This is a genomic window from Burkholderia perseverans (assembly GCF_022870505.1).
GTDB classification, from domain to species: domain Bacteria; phylum Pseudomonadota; class Gammaproteobacteria; order Burkholderiales; family Burkholderiaceae; genus Burkholderia; species Burkholderia plantarii.
The window spans coordinates 543,377-569,375 of record NZ_CP045094.1 but is presented as its reverse complement, the minus strand read 5'-3'; the positions used below and the strand labels follow the sequence as shown (position 1 = coordinate 569,375).

General features: G+C 67.9%; 23 protein-coding genes and 1 pseudogene. 12 read left to right on the top strand and 12 right to left on the bottom strand.

The features are described 5' to 3' along the window. Positions 1-14: 14 nt before the first annotated feature. The 3 genes from BpN12_RS17135 to mpl form a co-directional block, all read right to left on the bottom strand. Positions 15-2,150, bottom strand: a complete 2,136-nt coding sequence (locus BpN12_RS17135; RefSeq protein ID WP_246796686.1) for a ribonuclease catalytic domain-containing protein — start codon at positions 2,148-2,150, stop codon at positions 15-17. 120 nt (positions 2,151-2,270) lie between these two features. After that, entirely contained in the window at positions 2,271-2,849 is a 579-nt protein-coding gene (locus tag BpN12_RS17130; protein ID WP_246796685.1) for a YqiA/YcfP family alpha/beta fold hydrolase, read from the bottom strand. Continuing rightward, positions 2,846-4,270 carry a UDP-N-acetylmuramate:L-alanyl-gamma-D-glutamyl-meso-diaminopimelate ligase gene (gene mpl / locus BpN12_RS17125; RefSeq protein ID WP_246796684.1) on the bottom strand — a complete coding sequence of 475 codons (1,425 nt, stop codon included), beginning with the start codon at positions 4,268-4,270 and terminating at the stop codon, positions 2,846-2,848. Before mpl ends, BpN12_RS17130 begins: the two co-directional genes overlap by 4 nt. A gap of 291 nt (positions 4,271-4,561) precedes the next feature. Here mpl and BpN12_RS17120 point away from each other — a divergent pair, with 291 nt between their 5' ends. From BpN12_RS17120 to BpN12_RS17075, 10 genes are all read left to right on the top strand, one after another. Continuing rightward, positions 4,562-5,224 carry a hypothetical protein gene (locus BpN12_RS17120; protein ID WP_042623814.1) on the top strand — a complete coding sequence of 221 codons (663 nt, stop codon included), beginning with the start codon at positions 4,562-4,564 and terminating at the stop codon, positions 5,222-5,224. After that, complete coding sequence (locus BpN12_RS17115) at positions 5,214-5,759, top strand: TlpA family protein disulfide reductase (protein WP_246796683.1); 546 nt, start codon at positions 5,214-5,216, stop codon at positions 5,757-5,759. The genes BpN12_RS17120 and BpN12_RS17115 overlap by 11 nt, the downstream gene beginning before the upstream one ends. A 193-nt stretch (positions 5,760-5,952) precedes the next feature. Further along, entirely contained in the window at positions 5,953-6,405 is a 453-nt protein-coding gene (gene aroQ, locus BpN12_RS17110) for a type II 3-dehydroquinate dehydratase (protein WP_042623812.1), read from the top strand. Between the two features lie 69 nt (positions 6,406-6,474). Next, entirely contained in the window at positions 6,475-6,939 is a 465-nt protein-coding gene (gene accB / locus BpN12_RS17105; protein WP_246796682.1) for an acetyl-CoA carboxylase biotin carboxyl carrier protein, read from the top strand. Positions 6,940-6,994: 55 nt separating this feature from the next. Continuing rightward, positions 6,995-8,362, top strand: coding sequence for an acetyl-CoA carboxylase biotin carboxylase subunit (gene accC / locus BpN12_RS17100; protein WP_042623810.1), 1,368 nt, complete (start codon positions 6,995-6,997; stop codon positions 8,360-8,362). 2 nt (positions 8,363-8,364) lie between these two features. After that, a complete protein-coding gene (gene prmA, locus BpN12_RS17095) occupies positions 8,365-9,267 on the top strand; it encodes a 50S ribosomal protein L11 methyltransferase (RefSeq protein WP_246796681.1) in 903 nt (300 codons plus the stop codon). Positions 9,268-9,312: 45 nt separating this feature from the next. Beyond that, entirely contained in the window at positions 9,313-10,788 is a 1,476-nt protein-coding gene (locus tag BpN12_RS17090) for a DUF3426 domain-containing protein (protein ID WP_246796680.1), read from the top strand. Positions 10,789-10,882: 94 nt separating this feature from the next. Then, entirely contained in the window at positions 10,883-11,386 is a 504-nt protein-coding gene (gene tpx, locus BpN12_RS17085; RefSeq protein ID WP_198250360.1) for a thiol peroxidase, read from the top strand. Between the two features lie 98 nt (positions 11,387-11,484). Next, complete coding sequence (locus tag BpN12_RS17080; RefSeq protein ID WP_246796679.1) at positions 11,485-12,423, top strand: carbohydrate kinase family protein; 939 nt, start codon at positions 11,485-11,487, stop codon at positions 12,421-12,423. Positions 12,424-12,445: 22 nt separating this feature from the next. Continuing rightward, a complete protein-coding gene (locus tag BpN12_RS17075; RefSeq protein ID WP_246796678.1) occupies positions 12,446-12,922 on the top strand; it encodes an outer membrane lipoprotein in 477 nt (158 codons plus the stop codon). A 270-nt stretch (positions 12,923-13,192) separates the two neighbouring features. On the opposite strand, the gene BpN12_RS17070 is transcribed toward BpN12_RS17075, so the two are convergent. From BpN12_RS17070 to BpN12_RS17040, 7 genes and pseudogenes are all read right to left on the bottom strand, one after another. After that, positions 13,193-13,831, bottom strand: coding sequence for a histone H1-like DNA-binding protein (locus BpN12_RS17070; RefSeq protein WP_246796677.1), 639 nt, complete (start codon positions 13,829-13,831; stop codon positions 13,193-13,195). 28 nt (positions 13,832-13,859) lie between these two features. Continuing rightward, a pseudogene (locus BpN12_RS17065) lies at positions 13,860-14,187 on the bottom strand (hypothetical protein). A gap of 75 nt (positions 14,188-14,262) precedes the next feature. Next, entirely contained in the window at positions 14,263-15,474 is a 1,212-nt protein-coding gene (locus BpN12_RS17060) for a ribonucleotide-diphosphate reductase subunit beta (RefSeq protein WP_246796676.1), read from the bottom strand. Positions 15,475-15,839: 365 nt separating this feature from the next. After that, the gene (locus tag BpN12_RS17055) at positions 15,840-18,851 is read right to left on the bottom strand and encodes a ribonucleoside-diphosphate reductase subunit alpha (protein WP_246796675.1); all 3,012 of its coding nucleotides are present in this window, start codon (positions 18,849-18,851) and stop codon (positions 15,840-15,842) included. A 458-nt stretch (positions 18,852-19,309) separates the two neighbouring features. Then, positions 19,310-19,891: a 1,6-anhydro-N-acetylmuramyl-L-alanine amidase AmpD gene (ampD, locus tag BpN12_RS17050; RefSeq protein ID WP_246796674.1), complete on the bottom strand. Its 582-nt coding sequence runs from the start codon at positions 19,889-19,891 to the stop codon at positions 19,310-19,312. Continuing rightward, positions 19,888-20,208: a PP0621 family protein gene (locus tag BpN12_RS17045; RefSeq protein ID WP_246796673.1), complete on the bottom strand. Its 321-nt coding sequence runs from the start codon at positions 20,206-20,208 to the stop codon at positions 19,888-19,890. Before BpN12_RS17045 ends, ampD begins: the two co-directional genes overlap by 4 nt. A 13-nt stretch (positions 20,209-20,221) precedes the next feature. Continuing rightward, positions 20,222-21,121 carry a cytochrome C assembly family protein gene (locus tag BpN12_RS17040; protein WP_246796672.1) on the bottom strand — a complete coding sequence of 300 codons (900 nt, stop codon included), beginning with the start codon at positions 21,119-21,121 and terminating at the stop codon, positions 20,222-20,224. 87 nt (positions 21,122-21,208) lie between these two features. On the opposite strand from BpN12_RS17040, the gene ffh reads away from it, so the two are divergent. Then, the gene (gene ffh, locus BpN12_RS17035) at positions 21,209-22,576 is read left to right on the top strand and encodes a signal recognition particle protein (RefSeq protein ID WP_198250369.1); all 1,368 of its coding nucleotides are present in this window, start codon (positions 21,209-21,211) and stop codon (positions 22,574-22,576) included. Between the two features lie 138 nt (positions 22,577-22,714). Beyond that, positions 22,715-23,266: a hypoxanthine-guanine phosphoribosyltransferase gene (locus BpN12_RS17030; RefSeq protein WP_198250370.1), complete on the top strand. Its 552-nt coding sequence runs from the start codon at positions 22,715-22,717 to the stop codon at positions 23,264-23,266. A 114-nt stretch (positions 23,267-23,380) separates the two neighbouring features. Here the strand turns inward: BpN12_RS17030 and BpN12_RS17025 are convergent, their stop codons facing one another. Both BpN12_RS17025 and BpN12_RS17020 read right to left on the bottom strand, forming a co-directional pair. Then, positions 23,381-23,983: a MarC family protein gene (locus tag BpN12_RS17025; RefSeq protein ID WP_042623797.1), complete on the bottom strand. Its 603-nt coding sequence runs from the start codon at positions 23,981-23,983 to the stop codon at positions 23,381-23,383. Positions 23,984-24,067: 84 nt separating this feature from the next. Further along, positions 24,068-25,804, bottom strand: a complete 1,737-nt coding sequence (locus BpN12_RS17020; protein ID WP_246796671.1) for a proline--tRNA ligase — start codon at positions 25,802-25,804, stop codon at positions 24,068-24,070. Between the last annotated feature and the right edge of the window lie 195 nt (positions 25,805-25,999).

The window sequence follows — 25,999 nt, the reverse complement described above, 5'->3', positions numbered from 1 at the left end:
GGGCGTGGTTGGGTTCATTTCGTGTCGTCCTCGCCGCTGCCAGCCGCCTCGGCCGGGCCGGAAGCGTCCGGCGTGTCCGTATCGGTATCGGTGCCCGCATCGGCGGCCTCGCCTTCGGTCGCCTCGCCCGCGTCCGCCTCGGCCAGCGCTTCCGCCTCGCTCTCGGCCGAATCGTCGGGCGCGTCCACCAGCGTCTCGTCGCCGTCGCCCTCGGCGTCCTCGTCGGCCGTCTCGGCGCCCGACACGCTCGGCGCGTCGAGCACGTTCAGCAGGCGCACCGAGGCCTCGATCGTCAGTTCGTCGATCGACATCACGTCGAGCAGCACGCGCGTGCCGCGCGCGTGGACGCCGAGCCCCGGCACGTGCAGCAGCAGCGGCACGTCCTCGAGCCGCACCAGGTCGCCCTTCACGACCGCGGCCACCACCTGCCGGCGGTTCTCCTGGCGCAGCCAGCGCAGGCACCAGAAATACTCCATGCGGCGCTGGTGGTCGGCGTAGGCCGTATAGGTGTCGTCGAAGCCCTGCACCACCGCGTAGAGATCGGCGTCCTTCGGCTTGAACGGCGCGGCCAGCTTGGCCGTCACGCCGTGCTGCACGCAGGCGAGCAGCTGCCACTGGTTGACGAGGTCGACGTAGCGGCGCAGCGGCGAGGTGCTCCAGGCGTACTGCGCGACGCCGAGGCCCTCGTGCGGCGCGGCGCTGGTCTGCATGCGCGTGCGCTTCGGCCCGGTCGGCACGCCGAGCGCGCGCTGCGAGCGATAGATGCCGGGCACCGTGTGGTCGTGCAGGAACGCGCCCCAGGTCGAGTTCGCGAGGATCGCCAGCTCCGAGACGATCAGGTCGAGCGGCGAGCCGCGCCGGCGCGGCGTGATCGAGATGTGTTCGCCCTCGACGTAGAAGTTGTAGTCGGTATTGCGCTGCACCTCGCGCTTGAGGCCATAGCCGGCGCGCGCCACCTGGCGCTTCTCGAACAGCGCCTGCGCGAGCGGCCACAGCACCGCGATGTCGTCCTTGTGCGGATAGTCGCCGCTGCCGGCCGCGAGCGTGTCTTCGGTGACCACTTCCTCGAGCGTGTTGTGGCGCAGGTTGCTCTTCACGAACACGTATTCGGCGCGCGTCTCGTTCGCGACGATGTCCTGCGTCTCGCGATCGACGATGATGTAGAGCGACAGCGCCGGGCGGAAGCCGCCCTCCTTCAGCGTGAATACCTCGACCACGTCGTCGGGCAGCATGGTGATCTTGTCGCCGGGCATGTAGACCGTGGACAGCCGCGCGCGCGCGATCGCGTCGATCTCGTCGCCGCGCGTGATGCCGAGCGCCGGCGCCGCGATGTGGACGCCGATCCGCACGCGGTTCTCGGGCAGGTGCTCGACCGAGAACGCGTCGTCGATCTCGGTGGTGGTCACGTCGTCGATCGAGAACGCGTCGACGTTGGCGCGCGGCAGGTCCTCGGGCAGCGCGCCGACCGTCACGGGCGGAAAGCCCGTGCCGTGCGGGAAGTGCTCGGCGAGGAAGCGCGCCTCGTGCAGCGCGCGCGCCGACGCCACGCCGCCGCAGTCGAGCATCAGCCGGGCCGGCGACACGCCGAGCGCGAGCGCGGCCGCGTCGAGCGCCTTGTATTCGATCGAGTTCTTGTCCGGGCGGGTCAGCAGCGCGAGCGCCTTGCCCTCGAACGCGGCCGGCAGCCGGCGCGCCTTCAGCTCTTCCTCGTAGCCGGCCTGCACCAGCGCCTGCTGGCGCTTGCGCTCGAGCGAGGCGAGCGCCATCTTGAGCTGTTCCTCGGGCGCGCGCTGGTACTGGCCGCGCCCCTTGCGGCGGAAATAGACGGGCGAGCCGTGCATGCGCAGCACCAGCGCCGCGCGCTCGACCGGCCCGTAGCCGCTGCCGAAATACTCGTCGGCGAGCGCGCCGTAGGCGAACTCTTCCTGCGGCGCGCATTCCCACAGAAAATCGAGATCGATCTGCTGCGCGGCCGCGTCGGCCTGTTGCATCAGTTCGCCGGCAGCCGGCTTGTCGAACTCGATCAGCACATCCTTGGCGCGCACCTTGGCGCGCCGCCCACCCGGCAACTCGACCTGAAACGCGTCGCCCTGGCGCGACAGCACGCTACCCGCCTTGAAACTGCCCGATTCCTCGAAAAAAACGTTCACTCGGTTACTCTCGTTGAGACTGTCCGGCGCCGCCTGGCGGCGCCCCGTCCGGATTGGATTGAATTGCGTCGTTCGTTCGCTTGCCGGCCACGCCCGTCGGGGCGGCCGGCGGGCGGCTCGTCAGCGCGCCGGCCCCGCATCGCAGAACGCGAGCACGTCGTCGACGTAGTCGGCGAACTCGCTGATGCCGTGGTCGCTGCCGTCGATCACCCGGGTCCGCGCGCCCGGATAGTGCGCGAGCATCTCGCGGTAATCGAGCACCTCGTCGCCCGTCGCGGCGATCAGATAGTAGCGTTCCGGGCGCGTCACCGCCGGCACGCGCAGCGCGTCGAGCTCGGCGAGATGGCGCGGCTCGACGACGACGCTGCCGCCGCCGTGCCAGAGCGGCTGCTCGCCCAGGTACTGCGCGAGATCGCGCTGCGGCACGGTGGCCGGATTCAGCAGCACCGCGCGCCAGCCGTGCTTCTCGGCGAGCCAGGTCGCGTAATAGCCGCCGAGCGAGCTGCCGATCACCGTTACCTCGTGCGGCGCGGCACCCGCCACCTCGGACTCGGCCAGCGCGACCGCCTCGAGCGGCGCGACCGCCAGCATCGGGCAGCGCCATTCGGCCTCGCGGCCCAGCGCGGCGAGCCGCTCGGCGAGCAGGCGCGACTTGTAGGAACGCGGCGACGAGCGAAAGCCGTGCAGATAGAGGATCACGCGCCTTCCCCCGTGCCGTCTTGCGCACCCTGGGCGGCGCCGCGCGCCGACAATGCGTCGAGCAGCTTCTGGTGGACCCCGCCGAAGCCGCCGTTGCTCATCACGAGGATCTGGTCGCCGGGCCGCGCGGCGGCGGCCACCGCCTTCACCAGCGCGTGCAGGTCGTCGAACGCCTGCGCGCGTGCGCCGAGCGGCAGCAACGAATCGGCCAGGCTCCAGCCCAGCGCGTCGCGCCCCGACGCCGCGCCGTAGCCGAACACGAGGTCGGCGTCGGCCAGGCAGGCCGGCAGCTGCGCCTTCATGGTGCCGAGCTTCATGGTGTTCGAGCGCGGTTCGAGCACGGCGAGGATCCGGGTGTGTTCGCGGCCGACGCGGGCGCGAAGCCCGGCGATCGTCGTCTCGATCGCGGTCGGATGATGCGCGAAGTCGTCGTAGACGATCACGCCGTCGACGCTGCCACGGATCTCCATGCGCCGCTTGACGTTGCGGAACGTCGCGAACGACCGCGCGGCCTGCGCCGGCGGCACGCCGACCGAACGCGCCGCCGCGATCGCGGCCAGCGCGTTCTGGCGGTTGTGCTCGCCCTGCACGCTCCAGGCGACCTCGCCCATCCGCGCGCCCTGCCAATACACCGCGAAGCGCTCGTCCACCGGCACCCCGTCCTCGGCCGGCAGCGCCTGCCAGCCGCCCTCCACGCCGAAGCGCTCGACCTCGCTCCAGCAGCCGCGCGCGAGCACGCGGTCGAGCGCGGCCTCGCGACCGTTCGCGACGATCCGGCCGACGCCCGGCACGGTGCGTACGAGATGGTGGAATTGCGTTTCGATCGCGGCGAGATCGGGGAAGATGTCGGCGTGATCGAATTCGAGGTTATTCAGCACCGCGGTGCGCGGCCGGTAGTGGACGAACTTCGAGCGCTTGTCGAAGAACGCCGTGTCGTACTCGTCGGCCTCGATCACGAAAAAGCTCGAATCGGTCAGCCGCGCCGAGACGCCGAAGTTCAGCGGCACGCCGCCGATCAGGAAGCCCGGGTTCAGCCCCGAATCCTCGAGCAGCCAGGCCAGCATCGAGCTGGTGGTGGTCTTGCCGTGCGTGCCGGCCACGGCCAGCACCCATTTGTCGGCCAGCACGTGCTCGCCGAGCCATTGCGGCCCGGACACGTAGGGCAGCCCGCGATCGAGAATCGCCTCCATCAGCGGATTGCCGCGCGAGACCACGTTGCCGATCACGAACAGGTCCGGCGCCAGGTCGATCTGCTCGGCGCCGTAGCCTTCGATCAGTTGTATACCCTGCGCTTCGAGCTGCGTGCTCATCGGCGGATAGACGCCCGCGTCGCAGCCGGTCACCGTGTGGCCGGCCTCGCGCGCGAGCACGGCCAGACCGCCCATGAAGGTGCCGCAGATGCCGAGAATGTGGATATGCATAGAGAGCTGTCGTGTCGCGCCGCGCGGGCGCCATTCGAAATCGCGAACCGGAACCGGCGGCTCGCGGCGGTGCCGCGGTTGCCGCACCCACGCTTGCGCCGCGTCCGCTCCGGCCGGCCGCCGGGCGCGCGGGATCGCCGCGAATCGGCCATGCATCGGGACGGCCGGCGGCCGGAGAAAGGCTGCTATTGTAACTGAGCCGTTCAGGCGCGCCCTGCCCGCTTCGCGCGGCCGGACCCGCCTGCCGGTCGCCCCGGGCCGGCGGCGCCGATCGAGTATGATTGCCGCATCATGCCTCGAAAACCCCTGCTCGACCCGCGCCGAGTCCGCGAGGAAATCGCGCTCAGCGCCGCCCGCCTCATCGCCGAGGACGGGCTCGATTACGCTTCCGCGAAACGCAAGGCCGCGCGCCAGCTGCTCGGCGACAGCCGGATCTCCGGCGAATGGCTGCCCGACAACGACATGCTCGAGGCCGAACTGCACGAATACCTGGCGCTGTTCCAGAGCGAAACGCAGCCGGCCGAGTTGCGCCAGCTGCGGCAAATCGCCCTCGACTGGATGGAACGGCTCGCGCCGTTCTCGCCCTATCTGGCGGGCGCCGTGCTGAACGGCACCGCCAACGCGCACTCCGACATCCATCTGCAGACCTTCTCGGACAGCCAGAAGGAAGTCGCGATCTACCTGCTGAACCAGAACATCCAGTACGACGTGTCCGAAACCCGCCATTTCGCGGGCCGCGGCGATGTCGAGACGCTCAGCTTCCTGTGGCGCGCGCGCCGGGACGCCGAGGCGGTCGGCATCCACGTCGCGCTCTACGACAGCGACGACCTGCGCGGCGCGGTGCGAGCCGACGCGCGTGGACGTCTCGCCCGCGCCGACGCCGCGGCCTTGCGCGCGCTGCTCGACGCGCCGGCCGCTCCCTCCCCCTCGATTCGATCCGAAGATGAACAGTAAACGATTAGTCAGCGTTGCCGCGGTGGCCGCGGTCGCCATCGCCGGCGGCCTCGCCACCGGCTACTGGGTGCGTGGCGACGTGTTCGAGAGCAGCGCCGAAGCGGCGCCGGCCAACGATCCCGTCAGCGCGCTGTGGGCCGCCTCGGTCACCGACCCGGACGGCAAGCCGCAGTCGCTCGCCAGCTTCAAGGGCCAGAAGGTTGTCGTGAACTTCTGGGCCTCGTGGTGCGGGCCCTGCGTGAAGGAAATGCCCGAGCTCGTGGCGCTGTCGCACGAATACCGGCAGAAGGGCGTGCGTTTCGTCGGCGTCGGCGTCGATTCCAACCCGAACGTGAAGGCGTTTCTGCAGAAGGTGAAGGTGGACTACCCGGTGGTGGTCAGCGGCTATGCCGGCGCGGATCTGGCCCGCAATTTCGGCAATACCGCCGGCGCGCTGCCGTTCACGGTCGTGATCGACGCGAACGGCAAGGTACGTATGACAAAATTAGGTCAAATCCAGCCCGACGCGCTCAAAAAGACGCTCGATACGCTGTAGTACGCAAGTTTTCGCACCGCGCGTTGCAGGGGATTTGCCCCCGGTTGGCGGCAGATTCGCTGAAATTACCGCGATCTGCAGGCTACCGCCTGTAATTTCTGCCGGCTTGCGCGCCCTTGTCATGCAGCAAAACTGGACAAATTTCTCGGAACGGCGATAAAGTGCGCGCAACTCCGCAGAATTTGAAGCGACCATGACACGTTTGCTGGTATTGCACGGCCCGAACCTGAACCTTCTCGGCACCCGGGAACCGGAGGTGTACGGCCGCGTGACGCTGGCCGAGATCGACCGGGCGCTGGCTGCGCGAGCGAACGAGGCCGGCGCCGAGCTGGCCGCGTTCCAGAGCAACCACGAAGGCGCGCTCGTCGATCGCATCCATGCGGCCCGGGACGAGGGGACCGATTTCATCGTGATCAACCCGGCCGCCTACACGCATACCAGCGTCGCGATTCGCGACGCGCTCGCGGGCGTCGGCATCCCGTTCGTCGAGGTGCATCTGTCGAACGTGCATCGTCGCGAGCCGTTCCGGCACCACTCCTATTTCTCCGATCAGGCCGAAGGGGTGATCTGCGGCCTCGGCTGGAAGGGCTATCTGCACGCGCTCGAGTACGCGCTCGACAAGCTGCAGGGCGCGCCGCGCGGCTGAGCTTTTTCAGAACCAACGAATCGCAGCCGGCCCGGCCGGCGCTTCACGTATAGACAAGGGGAACTCCCGATGGATCTTCGCAAGCTGAAAACCCTGATCGATCTCGTCTCCGAATCCGGCATCTCCGAACTGGAAGTGACCGAGGGCGAAGGCAAGGTGCGCATCGTCAAGAACGCGCCGCCCGTCTACATGCAGCCGGCCCCCGGCTACGCACCGCAGGTCAGCGCCGCCGCTCCCGCCATGAACCCCGCCGGCGAAGGCGCCGCACCGGCCGCCGCGCCGGCCCCGGCCGCGCCGCAGGGCCACGTGGTCACCTCGCCGATGGTCGGCACGTTCTACCGCGCGCCGTCGCCGGGCGCCGATCCGTTCATCCAGGTCGGCGACACGGTCAAGGAAGGCCAGACGCTCTGCATCATCGAGGCGATGAAGCTGCTCAACGAAATCGAGTCCGACAAGTCGGGCATCGTCAAGGAAATCCTCGTCGAAAACGGCCAGGCGGTCGAGTACGGCCAGCCGCTGTTCGTGGTCGGCTAAAGCCGAACGCGACGCCTCGCGCCAGAGCGCGTCACCGAAAAGACGAATACCCGCTATGTTTGAAAAAATCCTCATTGCCAACCGCGGCGAGATCGCGTTGCGCATTCAGCGCGCGTGCCGCGAGCTGGGCGTCAAGACGGTCGTCGTGTACTCGGAAGCCGACAAGGAAGCCAAGTACGTGAAGCTGGCGGACGAGGCGGTCTGTATCGGCCCCGCTCCGTCGAACCTCAGTTATCTGAACATGCCGGCGCTGATCAGCGCGGCCGAAGTCACCGATGCCCAGGCGATCCACCCGGGCTACGGCTTCCTGTCCGAGAACGCCGACTTCGCCGAGCGCGTCGAGCAGTCGGGCTTCACGTTCATCGGCCCGCGTCCGGACACGATCCGCCTGATGGGTGACAAGGTCACCGCCAAGCAGACCATGATCCGCACCGGCGTGCCGTGCGTGCCGGGTTCGGAAGGCGCGCTGCCGGACGATCCGAAGGAGATCGTCAAGATCGCGCGCGCGGTCGGCTACCCGGTCATCATCAAGGCCTCGGGTGGTGGCGGCGGCCGCGGCATGCGGGTGGTCCATACCGAGGCGGCGCTCGTGAACGCCGTCAACATGACCCGCGAGGAAGCCGGCCGTGCGTTCGGCAACCCGCAGGTGTACATGGAGAAGTACCTCGAGAATCCGCGCCACATCGAGATCCAGGTGCTGGCCGACGCGCACAAGAACGCGCTCTGGCTCGGCGAGCGCGACTGCTCGATGCAGCGCCGCCACCAGAAGGTGATCGAGGAAGCGCCGGCGCCCGGCATCGCGCGCCGCCTGATCGACCGGATCGGCGACCGCTGCGCCGACGCCTGCAAGAAGATGGGCTATCTCGGCGCGGGCACCTTCGAGTTCCTCTACGAGAACAACGAGTTCTACTTCATCGAGATGAACACGCGCGTGCAGGTCGAGCACCCGGTCACCGAGCTGATCACGGGCATCGACATCGTGCAGGAGCAGATCAAGATCGCCGCCGGCGAGAAGCTCGCGATCCGCCAGCGCGACATCCAGTTCCGCGGCCACGCGATCGAATGCCGGATCAACGCCGAGGATCCGTTCAAGTTCACGCCGTCGCCGGGCCGGATCACGTCGTGGCACACGCCGGGCGGGCCCGGCATCCGCGTCGATTCGCATGCGTACAACGGCTATTTCGTGCCGCCGAACTACGACTCGATGATCGGCAAGCTGATCGCCTACGGCGCGACGCGCGAGCAGGCCATCCAGCGCATGCGCATCGCGCTGTCGGAAATGGTGGTCGAGGGCATCCAGACCAACATCCCGCTGCATCGCGAACTGATGCTCGACTCGAAGTTCGTCGAGGGCGGCACCAGCATCCATTACCTCGAAGGCCGGCTCGCCGCGAAGCAGCAGGTCGCCCCGGAAGAGGCCTGAGCATGAGCTATCGGGAACTCGTCGCCGAGCTGGCGCGCGAACATGCGGAAGCGCTGTCCGACGCGCTGATCGAACTCGGCGCGCTGTCCGTGTCGGTGGAGGACGCCGACGCGGACACGCCCGACGAGCAACCGCTGTTCGGCGAACCGGGCCTCACGCCCGAGCGCACCGCGTGGCAGCATTCGCGCGTGATCGCGCTGCTGGCCGACACGCACGACCCGGCCGTGCTGCTCGCGGCGGCCGCCAACGAGGCGGGGCTCGACGCCACGCCGCCGTTCACGCTGCGCGAGGTCGAGGAACAGGACTGGGTGCGCGTCACCCAATCGCAGTTCGAGCCGATTCCGATCGGCGAGCGGATCTGGGTCGTGCCCTCGTGGCACGACGCCCCCGACCCCGACGCGCTCGTGCTCGAGCTCGACCCGGGCCTCGCGTTCGGCACCGGCAGCCACCCCACCACGCGGCTCTGCATGGAATGGCTCGAGCAGACCGTCGAGGCCGGCCAGTCGGTGCTCGACTACGGCTGCGGCTCGGGGATCCTCGCGATCCTCGCGAAGAAATGCGGCGCGGGCAGCGTGACCGGCATCGACATCGATCCGCAGGCCGTCGAATCGGCGCGCCACAACAGCGAGCGCAATCACGCCGAGGTCGCCTACGGCCTGCCCGACGACTGCCCGCCGGGCGAATTCGACATCGTGGTGGCCAACATCCTGTCGAACCCGCTCAAGCTGATGGCCTCGATGCTCGCGTCGAAGGTGCGCCCCGGCGGCCGGATCGCGCTGTCGGGCGTGCTCGCGCGACAGGCGGACGAAGTCGCGAGCGTCTATGCGCGCTATATCGACATTTCGGTCTGGCGCGAACACGAAGGCTGGGTCTGTCTGGCCGGAACACGACGCGAAAGCCATTAGAATAGGCGCTGTCCATCACTCCGGCCCCCGTGCTGCCCGGCCATCATGCCCCTCGCGACGCGCTGCCCTCACTGTGAAACCGTCTTCCGGATCAGCCCCGAGCATCTGAAGCTGCACGGCGGCCTGGCGCGTTGCGGCCACTGCCAGCAGGTATTCGACGCGGCGAACGCGCTCGTCGAGCCCGATCCCGAACTCGACCCGGCGGTCGTCGAGCCGGCCGCCACGGCCGGCGGCGCGCCGCAGCCGCCGCGCGTGTTTCCGGCCACCGCGCCGCAAGCCGCGGCCACCCACGCGATGGCCGCCAGCTTCACGCCCGGCGCCTGGGACATGTGGGCGCCGTGGCTCGACGGCGGTATCGATCCGAAGCTGCGCCACCATGGCGGCAACACCGGGCTCGACCCGCTCGTGCCGGTTGCCGCGGCCGCCGCGCGCGAAGTCCCCGCGAACGAGGTTGGTCTCGCGCGTGGCGAACCGGCGGTGGCTGTGCCCGAGGTCGTGCCCGAAGCGGCGCCTGAATTTGCGTCGGTGGCCGTGCCTGCGTCCGAAGCCGCTCCGGAACCCGCGCCCGAAGCCGCACTGGAACCCACGCATCCGGCATCCGAACCCGTGGTGGAACCCGCGCACGCACCTCCATCCGAACCCGTTGCAGAACCCGCCGCCGCGCCTTCATCCGAACCCGTGGTGGAATCCGTGGCCGCCGACGAGCCTGCACCGGAACCCACACCCGCACCGGCCACCGCACCCGCCGCTCACGGCCACGGCCTTGCCGCGCCCGCGCATGCCGCGAGCGACGCCGACATCGCGGCGCTCGTCGCCGCGCTGCCGCGCGACACGGCCGAACCGTCGTTCGGCGCCGCGCCGCCCGTCGATCCGGACGCCGACGACGAAGTCCGCGTCCACCTCGGCGCCACCGCGTCCGGTTCGCCCCGCGAAGCGGAGCCGTTCGCGGCCGAACCGGAGCAGGACGACCGCATCCATTTCGCGGTGACGCGCGAGTCGCCCGCCGGCCGGCGCGGCAGCCGCGGCCGGCAGATCCTCGGCGGCTTCCTCGCGGGCCTGCTGATCGTGGTGCTGGCCGGCCAGCTCGCCTGGTGGCTGCGCGAGCCGCTGCTCGCGAACTGGCCCGCGGGTCAGCCGCTGTTCGCGCAGGCCTGCGCCGCGCTCGGCTGCACGGTCGAGCCGCCGCGCGCGATCGACGGCCTGCGGCTCGGCGCGTCCGACCTGCGCCAGCTCGACGGCCCGCGCGTGCTCGAACTGAAGGTGCCGCTGTCTAACCACGCGGCGCTCGCGCTCGCCTATCCGTCGATCGAACTGACGCTGCTCGACGCCTCGAACCGCGTCGCCGCGCGCCGCGTGCTCGCGCCGGCCGACTACGTCCATCCGGGCACGCGCGTCGAGGCGGGCCTCGCCGCCGGCGCGACCGAAACGATGTTCGTGCGGATCGACACGGCACCCGGCGCCGCCGACGGCGCGCCCGGCATCGCCGCCTCGAACTTCCGCGTACAGATTTTCTATCCGTGACGGGTCCGTCGCGGACCCGTCCTGCACGGCGTGCCCGCATGGCGCGCCGGCCTCAACCTCGGCGTCGCACGACGCCCCTCTCCGGAGTACGAACATGAGCAAAGTCACGCTGGGCGGCAACCCGATCGATCTCGCCGGCGCCTTCCCGACCGTCGGTTCGCAAGCCCCCGATTTCAAGCTGGTCGGCCAGGATCTCGGCGAGCTGACGCTCGCCAGCTTCGCCGGCAAGCGCAAGGTGCTGAACATCGTCCCGAGCCTCGACACGCCGACCTGCGCCACCTCGACGCGCAAGTTCAACGAAGCCGCCGGCAAGCTCGCCGACACGGCCGTGGTGGTGGTGTCGGCCGACCTGCCGTTCGCGGCCAAGCGCTTCTGCACGACCGAAGGCCTCGAGAACGTCTCGACCGCCTCGACGTTCCGCGGCGGCCGCGACTTCGCGCACGCCTACGGCGTGGACGTGACGAGCGGCCCGCTGAACGGGCTGACCGCGCGCGCCGTGGTGGTGATCGACGCGAACGACAAGGTCATCTACACGGAACTGGTCGACGAGATCAAGAACGAGCCGAATTACGACGCCGCGCTGGCCGCACTGAAGTAAGCTTCGCGCTCCTGACGAGCCTTGCGCGCGGCGCGGCCTTCGCGACGCGCGCGCCACTCTCCTCCTTGCACCGCCTCCAACACTGAACAGGAACGACCTTGGCTACGCTGATTTGCGGTTCGATCGCCTACGACAACATCATGACCTTCGAAGGGCGCTTTCGGGAGCACATCCTGCCCGACCAGGTCCACCTCATCAATCTGAGCTTCCTCGTGCCGACCATGCGTCGCGAGTTCGGCGGCTGCGCCGGCAACATCGGCTACGCACTGCATGCGCTCGGCGGTGATGCCCGCGTGATGGGCACGATCGGCGCGATCGACGCGCAGCTCTACCTCGACCGCTTCGATGCGCTCGGCCTCGCGCGCGACTACGTGCGGGTGGTGCCGGACACGCACTCGGCGCAGGCGATGATCACGACCGATCTCGACAACAACCAGATCGCCGCGTTCCACCCGGGCGCGATGATGCAGTCGCACCTGAACCATGCGGGCGAGGCGCGCGACATCCAGCTCGCGATCGTCGGTCCGGACGGCTTCCAGGGCATGGTCCAGCACGTCGAGGAACTCGCGAAGGCCGGCGTGCCGTTCGTGTTCGATCCGGGCCAGGGGCTGCCGCTGTTCGATCGCGAGACGCTGCGGCGCAGCATTGAACTTGCCACCTATCTGGCGGTCAACGACTACGAAGCCAAGCTGGTGAGCGACAAGACGGGCTGGTCGGAAGACGAGATCGCGAGCCGGGTCCAGGCCCTGATCATCACGCGCGGCGAGCATGGCGCCACCATCCGCCACCGCGACGGCACCGAGCAGATCCCGGTCGTCAAGGCCGAACAGATCGTCGATCCGACCGGTTGCGGCGACGCGTTCCGCGGCGGCCTGCTGTACGGCATCGAGAAGGGGCTGGACTGGGCAACCACCGGCCGCCTCGCGAGCCTGATGGGATCGATCAAGATCGCGCATCCGGGACCGCAAACCTACACGCTCGGCCGAGCCGAAATCCTGTCCCGCTTCCAGAGCGCGTTCGGCTACAGTATCGAATGAGATTCGTTGGAGAGAACTACCCATGCTGACCAGAAAAACCCTCACGCTCACCGCGATGCTTGCCGCCTCGGTGTCGCTCGCCGGCTGCTTCACGCCGCCGGGTTCGGCCGACGTCTATAGCGCCAGCCAGGCGCAGCGCGAACAGACGGTGCGCCTCGGCACGATCGAGAGCGTGCGCGCCGTGCGTATCGAAAGCGACACCGGCGCCGGCTCGACGCTCGGCACGCTCGGTGGCGGCGCGCTCGGCGCCGTGGCCGGCAGCGCGATCGGCGGCGGCAAGGGTTCGATCCTGACCGCGATCGCGGGCGGCCTCGCCGGCGCGGTGGCGGGCAATGCGATCGGTCAGGGCATGAGTACGGCGAACGGCGTCGAGATCACCGTGCGCCTCGATAACGGCGACCTGCGCTCGATCACGCAGGCCACCACACCGGAAGTATTCCGCGCAGGTGACCGCGTCCGCCTGTTGTCGAGCGGCGGCGTGACCCGCGTCACGCACTGAGCGAGGAGACCTCAGCGCGCGGCGAAAGCCGCGATATCCAGCGCATGCGCGATTCGTTTCGCGTATGCGTTTTTTTATGCGCGCGCATCCGGTCATGCGGAAAACCCGGGCGAGCTGAAACGCGGAAATCAGCAATGCACGCGGCATAAAAAAATCCCGCCGCCGGAAAACCGGTGACGGGATTCGATCGTGCCGATGCAGTCACGACACCGGCACGACTTCACGCGCCGAGGCGCGCGGAGCGTCTTCTTGTATCGAGCCGGTGGCCGATTACGGACGGCCGCTGGTCGGGAACGGCCATGCCGCTGCCGGGTTCAGCGCCGACTTCGCGCCCGATGCCGGAGCAACCGATGCCGTCGACGCCGTCGTCGTCGCGGGCGCCGCCTTCTTTGCAGCAGCCTTCTTCGCCGGTGCGGCCTTCTTCGCAGCCGGTGCCTTCTTCGCCGGTGCCGGCGTCTTCGCCGCGGCCTTCTTCGCCGGTGCGGCTGCCTTCACGGCGGCCTTCTTCGCCGGCGCTGCCTTCTTCGCAGCCGGTGCCTTCTTCGCCGCAACCTTCTTCACGGCGACTTTCTTCGCGGCAACCTTCTTCGCTGCCGGTGCCTTCTTGGCGGCAACCTTCTTCGCCGCGACCTTCTTCACGGCCGCCTTCTTGGCCGGTGCCGCCTTCTTCGCGGCAACCTTCTTCACGGCGACCTTCTTGGCCGCAACCTTCTTGGCCGCGACCTTCTTCACGGCCGCCTTCTTGGCCGGCGCTGCCTTCTTCGCGGCAACCTTCTTCACGGCGACCTTCTTGGCCGCAACCTTCTTCACGGCTGCCTTCTTCGCCGGTGCCGCTGCCTTCTTGGCAACCGGAGCCGCCTTCTTCGCTGCTGCCTTCTTGGCAGCCGGTTTCTTCTTGGCAAGTGCCATCATGTACTCCTTCAGGTTCAGATGAGAGTCAGTTCAAACCACACCCTTCGTCAAAACCCGTTTCTCGCGGACGCTGGTTCAGGACGCGCGCTACGAAGCGGGCTATTCATCGGCGTACGCTTCGCAATCGCGCTTACGCTAATGAATACGGTAAGGCGCGCCGTGCCTTGCGGCACCGCGCGCCAGATCAGGTTGGCAGCCGGCACGCTTCGCGCCGTTGCCCCGAATCGCTTGATAAAGACGGCGGCCACACGGCCGGCCGTCTTTTCCGGAGGGAAGTTTGCCCATCCCACTGAAGGGTTCGCAAAGTGCCTGTCATGTCTGTGCGCCGCGTCGGCGCAGGCCATCCTTTGCATCAGGCGTTCTTGCTCCTAAACCTTGGGCCGGGCTCTCGCCCGGCACTCTCATCTTTACCTCGGTGTCGCGCCCGGCTACTCCCAGGACAGCGCGCCGCCCGTCTGATACTCGATCACTCGCGTCTCGAAGAAGTTCCGCTCCTTCTTCAGATCGATCATCTCGCTCATCCACGGGAACGGGTTTTCCTCGTTCGGATACAGCGCATCGAGACCGATCTGCTGGCAGCGACGGTTCGCGATGAAGCGCAGGTAGCTCTTGAACATCGCGGCGTTCAGGCCAAGCACGCCGCGCGGCATCGTGTCTTCAGCATAGCGGTACTCGAGCTCGACCGCTTGCTTGAACAGTTCGCGGATCTCGGCGCGGAACTCCGGCGTCCAGAGATGCGGGTTCTCGAGCTTGATCTGGTTGATCAGGTCGATGCCGAAATTGCAGTGCATCGACTCGTCGCGCAGGATGTACTGGTATTGCTCCGCGGCGCCCGTCATCTTGTTCTGGCGGCCGAGCGCGAGGATCTGCGTGAAGCCGACATAGAAGAACAGGCCTTCCATGATGCAGGCGAACACGATCAGCGACTTCAGCAACTTCTGGTCCGCGTCCTGCGTGCCCGTCACGAACGCCGGATCGGTCAGCGTGTGGATGAACGGGATCAGGAATTCGTCCTTGTCGCGAATCGAGCTGACCTCGTGATAGGCGTTGAAGATCTCGCCTTCATCGAGGCCCAGCGATTCGACGATGTACTGGTAGGCGTGGGTGTGGATCGCTTCCTCGAACGCCTGGCGCAGCAGGAACTGGCGGCACTCGGGCGCCGTGATGTGGCGATAGGTACCCAGCACGATGTTGTTCGCGGCGAGCGAGTCGGCGGTGACGAAGAAGCCGAGGTTGCGCCGGACGATGCGGCGCTCGTCTTCGGTCAGGCCGTTCGGATCCTTCCACAGCGCGATGTCGCGGGACATGTTGATTTCCTGCGGCATCCAGTGGTTCGCGCAACCGGCCAGATACTTTTCCCACGCCCACTTGTATTTGAACGGCACCAACTGATTGACGTCGGTCTTGCCGTTGATGATGCGCTTGTCGGCGATATTGACCCGCTCCTGCGAGCCGGCGCTGGCGGCCGACGCCGAAGCATGCGGCGCGACCGCGAGATCACCTTCGAAAATGTCGCGTACCGACGGAGCCTGATGAGCGGCAGGCGTCGTGGCCTGCACTCCGACAGCCATTCCTGCGGGAGCGCGCTGCGCTCCGCTCGCGGGAGTTACGGCCGTCTTCTCGTCATCCCAATTGAGCATAAATTCTCACCATCAATTTAGAACGGTTTGTACCATCTTTTCATGAGCGATAAAAGGGTTCGCTCACGAAAATTCCTTTTTTCGATTCGCGTTGCGACCTTGATACAACACTTTGCGCGGCGCGGATTCGATCGCGACATGCAGCTCGCGTGTGATGCGATGTGATCGGCGTGTCGGGCGATGATCGTCGCGGGTGCGATCGACCTCGCTCGTGGCACGCGTTGCCGGCATTCGCGAAGCGTGTCGCGAGGCGGCCAAAGTACGGATTCCTTATCCGTTTTGTAGTCGACGGCGGCGCGCAGTTCAACCGTCGATGCCGATTGCCGGCGATTGCGCGCGCCGCGTTCGTCACATGCGGGCCGCCGTTACTGGCAGGCCTCGCATTCCTCGAAGCCCGGATCGCCCGGACGCATCATGCAGACCGGACCATCGACCTCGATCTCCACCTCGGCCGCCGCCGGTGCCGCGTTGAGCGCGCCCGAGGACGAACCGCCCGCCGCGCCGAAGCCACCGGCCGCGCCTTGCGCGCCGCCCGCGGCACCACCCGCCGAGCCGCCGCCGGTGTCACCCGAGGACGGCACCGCGTTCAGCGCACCGTGCGCGACCGTCGACTTCTCGACGTGCGTGGCCGCCATCGTGCGGAGGTAGTAGGTGGTCTTCAGGCCGCGCAGCCAGGCGAGCTTGTAGATCTCGTCGAGCTTCTTGCCCGAGGCGCCCGCCATGAAGATGTTGAGCGACTGAGCCTGGTCGATCCACTTCTGACGGCGCGAGGCCGCCTCGACCAGCCACTTCGGATCGACTTCGAACGCGGTCGCGTAGATCGCGCGCAGGTCCGACGGGATCCGGTCGATGCGCGAGAGCATGCCGTCGAAGTACTTCAGGTCGGCGACCATCACCTCGTCCCACAGGCCGCGCTCCTTCAGGTCGCGCACCAGGTACTCGTTGACGACCGTGAACTCGCCCGACAGGTTCGACTTCACGAACAGGTTCTGGAAGGTCGGCTCGATGCACGGCGAGACGCCGATGATGTTCGAGATGGTCGCGGTCGGCGCGATCGCGATGCAGTTCGAGTTGCGCATGCCGTGGACCGAGATCCGCTCGCGCAGCGACGCCCAGTCGAGCGAGCTGCTCATGTCGACCTCGACATAGCCGCCGCGCGCTTCCTCGAGCAGCTTCAGGGTGTCCTGCGGGAGGATGCCGCGATCCCACAGCGAGCCGCGGTAGCTCGAGTAGCGGCCGCGTTCCTGCGACAGCTCGGTCGACGCCCAGTAGGCGTAGTAGCAGACCGCTTCCATCGAGCGGTCGGCGAACTCGACCGCCGCGTCCGACGAGAACGGCGTGCGCAGCAGATGCAGGCAGTCCTGGAAGCCCATGATGCCGAGGCCGACCGGACGGTGCTTGAGGTTCGAGTTACGCGCCTTGGCGACCGCGTAGTAATTGATGTCGATGACGTTGTCGAGCATGCGCATCGCCACGCTGACCGTGCGCTTGAGCTTGTCGTGGTCGAGCGCGTAGCTGCCGTCGGCCTGCTTGACCAGGTGCGCGACGAGGTTGACCGAGCCGAGGTTGCAGACGGCGATCTCGGTGTCGCTCGTGTTCAGCGTGATTTCGGTGCAGAGGTTCGACGAGTGGACCACGCCGACGTGCTGCTGCGGCGAGCGCACGTTGCAGGGATCCTTGAACGTGATCCACGGATGGCCGGTCTCGAACAGCATGCCGAGCATCTTGCGCCAGAGCTGCTGCGCCGGGATCTTCTTGAACAGCTTCAGCTCGCCGCGCGCGACCTTGTCCTCGTAGCCGAGGTAGGCGGCCTCGAACTCGGCGCCGAACTTGTCGTGCAGGTCCGGGCAGGTGGACGGCGAGAACAGCGTCCAGTCGGTGCCTTCCATCACGCGCTTCATGAACAGGTCGGGAATCCAGTTCGCCGTGTTCATGTCGTGGGTGCGGCGGCGGTCGTCGCCGGTGTTCTTGCGCAGCTCGAGGAACTCCTCGATGTCGAGGTGCCAGGTTTCGAGGTACGCGCAGACGGCGCCCTTGCGCTTGCCGCCCTGGTTCACGGCCACCGCCGTGTCGTTGACGACCTTCAGGAACGGCACGACGCCCTGCGACTTGCCGTTCGTGCCCTTGATATGCGAGCCGAGTGCGCGCACGCGCGTCCAGTCGTTGCCGAGGCCGCCCGCGAACTTCGAGAGCAGCGCGTTTTCCTTCAGCGCTTCATAAATGCCGTCGAGATCGTCGGCGACCGTCGTCAGATAGCACGACGACAGCTGCGAGCGGCGCGTGCCCGAGTTGAACAGCGTCGGCGTCGAGCTCATGAAGTCGAAGCTCGACAGCACGTGGTAGAACTCGATCGCGCGCGCTTCGCGGTCGATCTCGTTCAGCGACAGGCCCATCGCGACGCGCATGAAGAATGCTTGCGGCATTTCGATCCGCGTGCCGTCGACGTGCAGGAAGTAGCGGTCGTACAGCGTCTGCAGGCCGAGGTAGCCGAACTGCAGGTCGCGGCTCGCGTCGAGCGCCTCGCCCAGGCGCACCAGGTCGAACTGCAGCAGCTTGTCGTCGAGCAGCTCGGCTTCGACGCCGCGCTTCAGGAACTGCGGGAAGTATTCGGCGTAGCGCGCCTGCATCTCGCCCTGCACGACTTCCTCGCCGAGGATCTCGCGGCGGATCGTGTGCAGCAGGATGCGTGCCGTCACCTGGCTGTAGGCCGGGTCCTTCTCGATCATGGTGCGTGCGGCCAGGATCGCCGAGTCGTAGACCTGGCTCATCGGCACGCCGTCGTAGAGGTTCTTCACCGTCTCGGCGACGATCGGATCCGGGTTCACGGCGCTGCCGAGCCCTTCGCAGGCCGAGGCGATCAGGCCGCGCAGCGCGCCCATGTCGAGCGGACGCGTGACGCCGGCGTCGGTCACGTTGATGCCGGCCGCGCCGGCCGGCGCGTCGGCCGGGGCATCGCTGTGCGCGCGCTCGAGATGGCGCTTCTCGCGGTACAGCACGTAGGCACGCGCGACGTTGTGCTCGCCGCCGCGCATCAGCGCGAGCTCGACCTGATCCTGGATGTCCTCGATATGGAACGTGCCGCCGTTCGGACGGCTGCGCACGAGCGCGCGCACCACGCTCTGCGTCAGTTGCTCGACGAGCTCGCGCACGCGGGCCGACGCGGCGCCCTGGCCGCCATTGACCGCGAGGAACGCCTTCGTCACGGCGATCGCGATCTTCGAGGGCTCGAAAGCCACCACGCTGCCGTTACGGCGGATCACCTTGTAGTCGGCGAACGTCGCTTGCGGCGCGAGCGCGGGCGCGCCCTGCGAAGCCGTGCCAAGAGGGCGGCTCTGGGCGCTCTCGAATTGGGACGTCCCGGTGTCGGTCGTTTGCATGTGCAAAGCTCCTGGTGCTGGATGGTGCGGAGAGATCCGCGGATGTGAACGATTAACGCGCGCGCTGGGGCGCATACGGCAGAACGCAAAAGCGGCATGGGCCGCGCGATACCGATGATTCGACGTCTGCTTTCGTCATGCGTATCGCGCCCCTTGCCGCTCGTGTCTGCGCGGATCGCGGTGTGCCGGGCCTGGCCGGACACCGCGCCGCGAGTTTCCCGGCATCATCTGCCGGCCGGAGCGGATCGCCTGAAACGTCCGCTCTCGGAACACTACATCTAGTGAGAAACCCGTCAACTGGCACCAAGTATAGTGGACGATCGGGCTATCTCAAAATGGAAAATTTGGCCCTGCCCGGCTCGATTTGGCTTGACATCAGGCGAGTGCAGACGGGGCAAAGGATCGGGCCGTTTCGTGCCGCTCCGGGGCCGGCGCGACGCGCGCCGACGCCGCGCCCGTTAGTGACGGTAAGGAAAGGATTCGGGCGGCAGGCCGGTATCGGTGGCCAGGCGTTGCCAATCGAAGTGCGGACCGGGATCGGTCTTGCGGCCCGGCGCGATGTCCGAGTGGCCGGCCAGCGCCCCGACCGGATAGCGGGCCGCGAGCGCGCGCACCAGCGCCGCGAGCGTCACGTATTGGGCGGGCTCGAACGGCACGTCGTCGGCGCCCTCGAGCTCGATGCCGATCGAGAAGTCGTTGCAGCGCTCGCGGCCGAGGAAGGTCGAGACGCCGGCGTGCCAGGCACGCGCCTCGCACGACACGAACTGGATCAGCTCGCCGTCGCGCGCGATCAGGAAGTGCGCCGATACGCGCAGCCCGCGCAGGTTCGCGTCGTAATAGGGATGCGCGTCGCAGTCGAGCCGGTTCTGGAACAGCGCGACGATCGCCTCGCCGCCGAACTCGCCGGGCGGCAGGCTGATGTTGTGGACCACCACCAGCGTCGGCGTCACGCCGGCCGGCCGCGCTTCGTGATTCGGCGACGGCGCGTGGCGCGCGCCCGGCACCCAGCCGTCGGCGCCGACCTCGAACGCCGCGCTCATTGCGCGTCGCGCGCCGCCGCCGCGTGACGGGCCGCATGCTCGCGGCTGCAGAAGTAGTCGCCGCCGGCCGCGATCGCGTCGCCCTTCGGCGTATGCACGCCGCACACCGCGCAGCGCACCATCGGCTCGGGCAGCGAGGGCGCGCGGGCCGCCGACGGACGCGGGCCGCCCTGGCCGGGCGCACGCGCGCCGGCCGGCCCGGAGGCTGCGCCGGGCGCGCCGCCGCCGCGGCTCGTGCGCGCCTGCGCCTGACGCAGCTTGCGCGAGACCCAGGAGCCGGCGATGAAGAGGAGGATCAACAGCAGAAGGTTACGCATCGCTTTGAGACCATCAGACCACGGAACGGTGCAGCAGCACCTCGAGCACGAAACGGCTGCCGACGTAGGCGAGCAACAGCGCGCCGAACGAGGCCAGCACCCAGCGCGCGGCGCCGCGCCCGCGCCAGCCGGACAGCCGACGCGCGACGAGGATGCCGCCGAACATGAACCACGAGAGGATCGCGAACACCGTCTTGTGGTCGAAGCGCAGCGCGCGCGCATCGACCTGCTCGCTGAACAGGATGCCCGACGCGAGCGTCAGCGTGAGCAGCACGAAGCCGGCGCCGATCAGGCGGAACAGCAGCTTCTCGAGCGTGAGCAGCGGCGGCAGCGTTTCGAGCCAGCTCGTGAACACGCCCGCCGAGTCGATCCGGCCACCCTGCCGCAGCGCGTGCAGCCGGCGCTCGGTCATCAGCATCAGCACCGCGTGCAGCGCCGCGATCGCGAACAATCCATAGGCGATGTTCGCGATCAGGAAGTGCATCTTGAACAATGGCGCGGCGGCATAGGGCAGCACGCGCACGCCGCCGAACACGAGCGGCAGCAGCGAGGCGAGGCAGGCGAGCGGTAGCACCAGCAGGCGCAGGCCGTCGAGCGGGAAGAAGAAGCTCTCGATCCAGTAGATGCCCGCGCCGAGCCAGAACATCGCCGACAGCGCGAACGCGAAGCCGAACACCATCGCGTCGTGCGGGAAGATCGTGGCATGCAGCAGCACGCCATGCGCGAGCAGCGCCGCGAACAGCAGCGCGCGGCCCGTGCCGCCCACGGCGGCGGCCGATGCGCCGGACTCGCCCGGCATCGGCGGCACGCTCGCGGCGAGCGGCTGCACGAGGCCGGAACGGTGCGCCCGCCATCCCGCGACGGCCAGGCCGCCGTACAGGAGCGCGGTGAGGGCATACAGTACAATATCCATGTTCGAAGTTTACACTAGGCCCCTTGCCCGCGACGGCTGTCAATATATAGCACGCGCGCCTTCGGGCCCCACTGCCCATCGCTCCCCATGCTCGACAATCTCACCCAACGGATGGCGCGCGTCGTCAAGACGCTGCGCGGCGAAGCCCGTCTCACCGAAGCCAATACGCAGGAGATGCTGCGCGAGGTCCGGCTCGCGCTGCTCGAAGCCGACGTCGCGCTGCCCGTGGTCCGCGAATTCATCGCGAAGGTCAAGGAAAAGGCGCTTGGCGAGGAAGTGATCAGCTCGCTCTCGCCGGGTCAGGCGCTGGTCGGCGTGGTGCAGAAGGAACTGACCGCCGTGATCGGCGGCGACTACGAAGGCAAGGCGGTCGAGCTGAACCTGGCCGTCACGCCGCCGGCGATCATCCTGATGGCGGGCCTGCAGGGCGCCGGCAAGACCACCACGGTCGGCAAGCTCGCGAAGCTGCTGCGCGAGAAGCAGAAGAAGAAGGTCCTGACGGTTTCGTGCGACGTCTACCGCCCCGCCGCGATCGCGCAGCTGAAGACGGTGAGCGAGCAGGTCGGCGCCGACTTCTTCCCGTCCACGCCGGACCAGAAGCCCGTCGAGATCGCGCGCGCCGCGCTCGACTGGGCCAGGCGCCACTACCATGACGTGCTGATCGTCGATACGGCCGGCCGGCTCGGTATCGACGAGGCGATGATGAAGGAGATCGCCGAGCTGCACGCCGCGATCAATCCGGCCGAGACGCTGTTCGTGGTCGACGCGATGCTGGGCCAGGATGCCGTCAACACCGCGAAGGCGTTCAACGACGCGCTGCCGCTCACCGGCGTGGTGCTGACCAAGCTCGACGGCGATTCGCGCGGCGGCGCGGCGCTGTCGGTGCGCAGCATCACCGGCAAGCCGATCAAGTTCGTCGGCGTGGCCGAGAAACTCGACGGGCTCGAAGTGTTCCACCCGGACCGGATGGCGAACCGGATCCTCGGCATGGGCGACATCCTCGCGCTGGTCGAGGAAGCGCAGCGCGGCGTCGACGTGCAGGCCGCGCAGAAGCTCGCCGACAAGGTCAAGAAGGGCGGCGACTTCGACCTCAACGATTTCCGCGCGCAGATCTCGCAGATGAAGAACATGGGCGGCCTGTCGTCGCTGATGGACAAGCTGCCCGCGCAGTTCCAGCAGGCCGCCGCGGGTGCCGACATGGGCCACGCCGAGAAGCAGATCCGGCGCATGGAGGGCATCATCAACTCGATGACGCCGGCCGAGCGCGCCAAGCCCGACCTGATCAAGGCCACCCGCAAGCGCCGCATCGCGGCCGGCGCGGGCGTGCCGGTGCAGGAGGTCAACCGGATGCTGAACCAGTACGACCAGATGCGCACGATGATGAAGAAGCTCAAGGGCGGCAACATGCAGAAGATGATGCGCGGCCTCAAGGGCATGATGCCGGGCCTGCGTTAATTTTTCGACGCCCCACGCGGCGCGGTGCGCGGTATATCCTAATGGCGCATCGCCCCGCTGGCCCCGCACTGTCGGGGCGCCCCGCCGCGAGTCAATCCGCCGCGGCTTTCGACTGACCCGGATCGCACGCCACCCCTCATGAATCGCGAAGAAGCCCTCCACATATTCCAGCATTCCGAACAGATCGTCTCCGCCGACGAGGTCAGCGCCTCGATCGGCCGGATGGCCTCGGCGATCCGCGACGAAATCGGCGAGGCGTTCCCGCTCGTGCTGTCGGTGATGGGCGGCGCGGCCGTGTTCACCGGCATGCTGCTGCCGCACCTCGACTTCCCGCTCGAGTTCGACTACATCCACCTGACGCGCTACCGCAACACCACCCAGGGCAGCCCCGAGATGCACTGGCGCGTGGCGCCGCGCGAGTCGGTCAAGGACCGCATCGTGATCGTGCTCGACGACATCCTCGACGAAGGCGAGACGATGGCCGCGATCCGCGACCGGATCCTCGACATGGGCGCGAAGCGCTTCCTGTCGGCCGTGCTCTGCGAGAAGACGCTCGCCAAGGCCAAGCCGCTGCACCCCGATTTCTGCGGCTTCTCGGTGCCGGATCGCTACGTGTTCGGCTGCGGGATGGACGCGAAGGGCTACTGGCGCAACCTGCCGACCATCCGCGCGCTGACGGCCGAGGTCTGAGCCTCGGGCCGGTCTCGCCCCTCGGCGCCCCCGCCGGCGCTCCAAAGCAAAACGGCTCGCGTAGCGCTACGCGAGCCGTTTTTTCATGCGCCGGCCGGGCCGGCGTCCCGCAGCTTACAGCTGATGCGAGAACGCGCGGATCCCCGCCAGGATCATCTCCACCGAGATCGCGACGAGCACGAGCCCCATCAGCCGCTCGAACGCCATCACCGTGCGCTCGCCGAGCCAGCTCTGGATCCGCCCCGCGAGCACCAGCACCGCCGCGCAGACCAGCATCGTGACCGTCAGCGCGCCGATCCACTCGACTGTCTTGCCCGGCGCCTGCGAGGTCAGCAGCATCACGGTGGCGAGCGCCGAGGGGCCGGCCAGCGCCGGGATCGCGAGCGGCACGATGAACGGCTCGCCGCCCGCGCGCGGATCGCTGCCGAACGCGCCGTCCGGATGCGGAAAGATCATCCGCAGCGCGATCAGGAACAGCACGATCCCGCCGCCGATCCGCAGCGACAGGTCGGTGAGGCTCATCATGCGCAGGAAGCGGTCGCCCACCACCATGAACACGAGCAGGATCACGAACGCAATCGCCACCTCGCGCAGGATCACGCGCACGCGCCGCTCGCCCGGCACGTCGCGCAGCGCGGCGATGAACAGCGGGATGTTGCCGAGCGGATCGGTAATCAGCAGCAGCAGCACCGTAGCCGACACGAAGTTGTATTCCATTCGCTATCGGCCCTCCCCGCCTGCCGCGCTTCTGGTTCCGATTCCGTTCAGCATCACGTCGTTCCGCCCGCGTCCGTCACGGGCTCAGCGCGCGAGCGCCGCGCGCACCGTCTCGATCACGGTGGTGGCCGCGCCATCGGCCGGCAGCAGCGTGGCTTCGGTGTCGCGACGGCCCTGGTATTCGATCTTGCCGTCCTTCAGGCCGCGCTCGCCGATCACGAGACGATGCGGTACGCCGATCAGTTCCCAGTCGGCGAACATCACGCCGGGGCGCTCGCCGCGATCGTCGAGGATCACGTCGATGCCGGCCGCCGACAGTTCCGCGTAAAGCTTGTCGGCCGCCTCGCGCACCAGTTCGCTGCGGTCGTAGCCCATCGGGCAGAGCACGACCTCGAACGGCGCGATCGCCTCGGGCCAGATGATGCCCTTGTCGTCGAAGTTCTGTTCGATCGCCGCGCCGAGGATCCGCGTCACGCCGATGCCGTAGCAGCCCATCTCCATCGGCTGCGGCTTGCCGCCCTCGTCGAGGAAGGTCGCGCCGAGCGCCTTCGAATACTTGGTGCCGAGCTGGAACACGTGGCCGACCTCGATGCCGCGGCAGATGTCGATCTCGCCCTTGCCGTCCGGCGACGGATCGCCCTTCTTCACGTTGCGCAGGTCGGCGACCACCGGCTCCGGCAGGTCGCGGCCCCAGTTCACGCCGGCGATGTGGTAGTCGACCTCGTTCGCGCCGACCACGAAATCGCTCATGTTCGCGACCGTGCGATCGGCGATCACCTTGACCGGCTTCTTCGTGCCGACCGGGCCGAGGTAGCCCGGCGGCGTGCCGAACCATTCGACGATCTCGGCCTCGGTGGCCATCCGGTAGCCGGCCAGACCCGGCTGCTTGGCGGCCTTGATCTCGTTGAGGTCGTGGTCGCCGCGCAGCATCAGCAGCCAGATGGTCGGCTCGGCGCCTTCGTTCTCGGTGGCGAGGATGATCGACTTGATGGTGCGTTCGAGCGGGATGTTCAGCAGCTCGGCCACCGCCTCGCACTTCGCCTTGCCCGGCGTGGCCACCTTCGCCATCGCCTCGGCCGGCGCCGCGCGGCTCGCGATCAGCGGCAGCGCCTCGGCGGCCTCGACGTTGGCGGCGAAGTCGGAGGTCGGGCAATAGGCGATCGCGTCCTCGCCGGTGTCGGCGATCACGTGGAACTCGTGCGAGCCGCTGCCGCCGATCGAGCCGTTGTCGGCCGCGACCGCGCGGAACTCGAGGCCGATGCGCGTGAACACGCGCACATAGGCGTCGTACATCTTGCGGTACGACTCCTTGAGGCCGGCCTGGTCCTTGTCGAACGAGTACGCGTCCTTCATGATGAATTCACGGCCGCGCATCACGCCGAAGCGCGGACGGATCTCGTCGCGGAACTTGGTCTGGATCTGGTAGAAATTCACCGGCATCTGCCGGTAGCTCTTGATCTGGTTGCGCGCGATATCGGTAACGACTTCCTCGTGCGTCGGCCCGATCACGAAGTCGTTGTCCTTGCGGTCCTTGAAGCGCAGCAGCTCCGGGCCGTACTGCTCCCAGCGCCCCGACTCCTGCCAGAGCTCGGCCGGCTGCACCGCCGGCATCAGCAGCTCGATCGCGCCGGCCCGGTTCATCTCCTCGCGCACGATCGCCTCGACCTTGCGGATCGAACGCAGGCCGACCGGCAGATAGTTGTAGATGCCGCCGGCGATGCGGCGAATCATGCCGGCGCGCACCATCAGTTTGTGGCTGACGATCTCGGCGTCGGCGGGTGCTTCCTTCAGGGTGCCGATAAAGAAACGGGAGGCTTTCATGCGGACAGTTCCAGAAACGGCGGCCCAATCCGGGCCGCCAGAAAAAAGCGAAAAGTAATGGAAAGCTGCGAGCAAGACGAGGCTGCGCCGCAGATGACGTAGCAGACGAATCGGGGACAGTGTAGCCGACGCACCTCGCCGAGATTCGGCCCATTGCGGTGCGCGGCGCCCGTTATCTGTTTATAATCAAAGCAA

Bases quoted from the DNA above. Each gene is read 5' to 3' on its own strand.
- BpN12_RS17120 (WP_042623814.1), top strand. From the start codon at position 4,562: ATGCCTCGAAAACCCCTGCTCGACCCGCGCCGAGTCCGCGAGGAAATC.
- BpN12_RS17040 (WP_246796672.1), bottom strand. From the start codon at position 21,121: ATGGATATTGTACTGTATGCCCTCACCGCGCTCCTGTACGGCGGCCTG.
- BpN12_RS17075 (WP_246796678.1), top strand. From the start codon at position 12,446: ATGCTGACCAGAAAAACCCTCACGCTCACCGCGATGCTTGCCGCCTCG.
- BpN12_RS17055 (WP_246796675.1), bottom strand. From the start codon at position 18,851: ATGCAAACGACCGACACCGGGACGTCCCAATTCGAGAGCGCCCAGAGC.
- BpN12_RS17115 (WP_246796683.1), top strand. From the start codon at position 5,214: ATGAACAGTAAACGATTAGTCAGCGTTGCCGCGGTGGCCGCGGTCGCC.
- ffh (WP_198250369.1), top strand. From the start codon at position 21,209: ATGCTCGACAATCTCACCCAACGGATGGCGCGCGTCGTCAAGACGCTG.
- BpN12_RS17045 (WP_246796673.1), bottom strand. From the start codon at position 20,208: ATGCGTAACCTTCTGCTGTTGATCCTCCTCTTCATCGCCGGCTCCTGG.
- tpx (WP_198250360.1), top strand. From the start codon at position 10,883: ATGAGCAAAGTCACGCTGGGCGGCAACCCGATCGATCTCGCCGGCGCC.
- BpN12_RS17025 (WP_042623797.1), bottom strand. From the start codon at position 23,983: ATGGAATACAACTTCGTGTCGGCTACGGTGCTGCTGCTGCTGATTACC.
- BpN12_RS17020 (WP_246796671.1), bottom strand. From the start codon at position 25,804: ATGAAAGCCTCCCGTTTCTTTATCGGCACCCTGAAGGAAGCACCCGCC.
- accC (WP_042623810.1), top strand. From the start codon at position 6,995: ATGTTTGAAAAAATCCTCATTGCCAACCGCGGCGAGATCGCGTTGCGC.
- mpl (WP_246796684.1), bottom strand. From the start codon at position 4,270: ATGCATATCCACATTCTCGGCATCTGCGGCACCTTCATGGGCGGTCTG.
- BpN12_RS17060 (WP_246796676.1), bottom strand. From the start codon at position 15,474: ATGCTCAATTGGGATGACGAGAAGACGGCCGTAACTCCCGCGAGCGGA.
- accB (WP_246796682.1), top strand. From the start codon at position 6,475: ATGGATCTTCGCAAGCTGAAAACCCTGATCGATCTCGTCTCCGAATCC.
- ampD (WP_246796674.1), bottom strand. From the start codon at position 19,891: ATGAGCGCGGCGTTCGAGGTCGGCGCCGACGGCTGGGTGCCGGGCGCG.
- aroQ (WP_042623812.1), top strand. From the start codon at position 5,953: ATGACACGTTTGCTGGTATTGCACGGCCCGAACCTGAACCTTCTCGGC.
- BpN12_RS17070 (WP_246796677.1), bottom strand. From the start codon at position 13,831: ATGGCACTTGCCAAGAAGAAACCGGCTGCCAAGAAGGCAGCAGCGAAG.
- BpN12_RS17090 (WP_246796680.1), top strand. From the start codon at position 9,313: ATGCCCCTCGCGACGCGCTGCCCTCACTGTGAAACCGTCTTCCGGATC.
- BpN12_RS17030 (WP_198250370.1), top strand. From the start codon at position 22,715: ATGAATCGCGAAGAAGCCCTCCACATATTCCAGCATTCCGAACAGATC.
- prmA (WP_246796681.1), top strand. From the start codon at position 8,365: ATGAGCTATCGGGAACTCGTCGCCGAGCTGGCGCGCGAACATGCGGAA.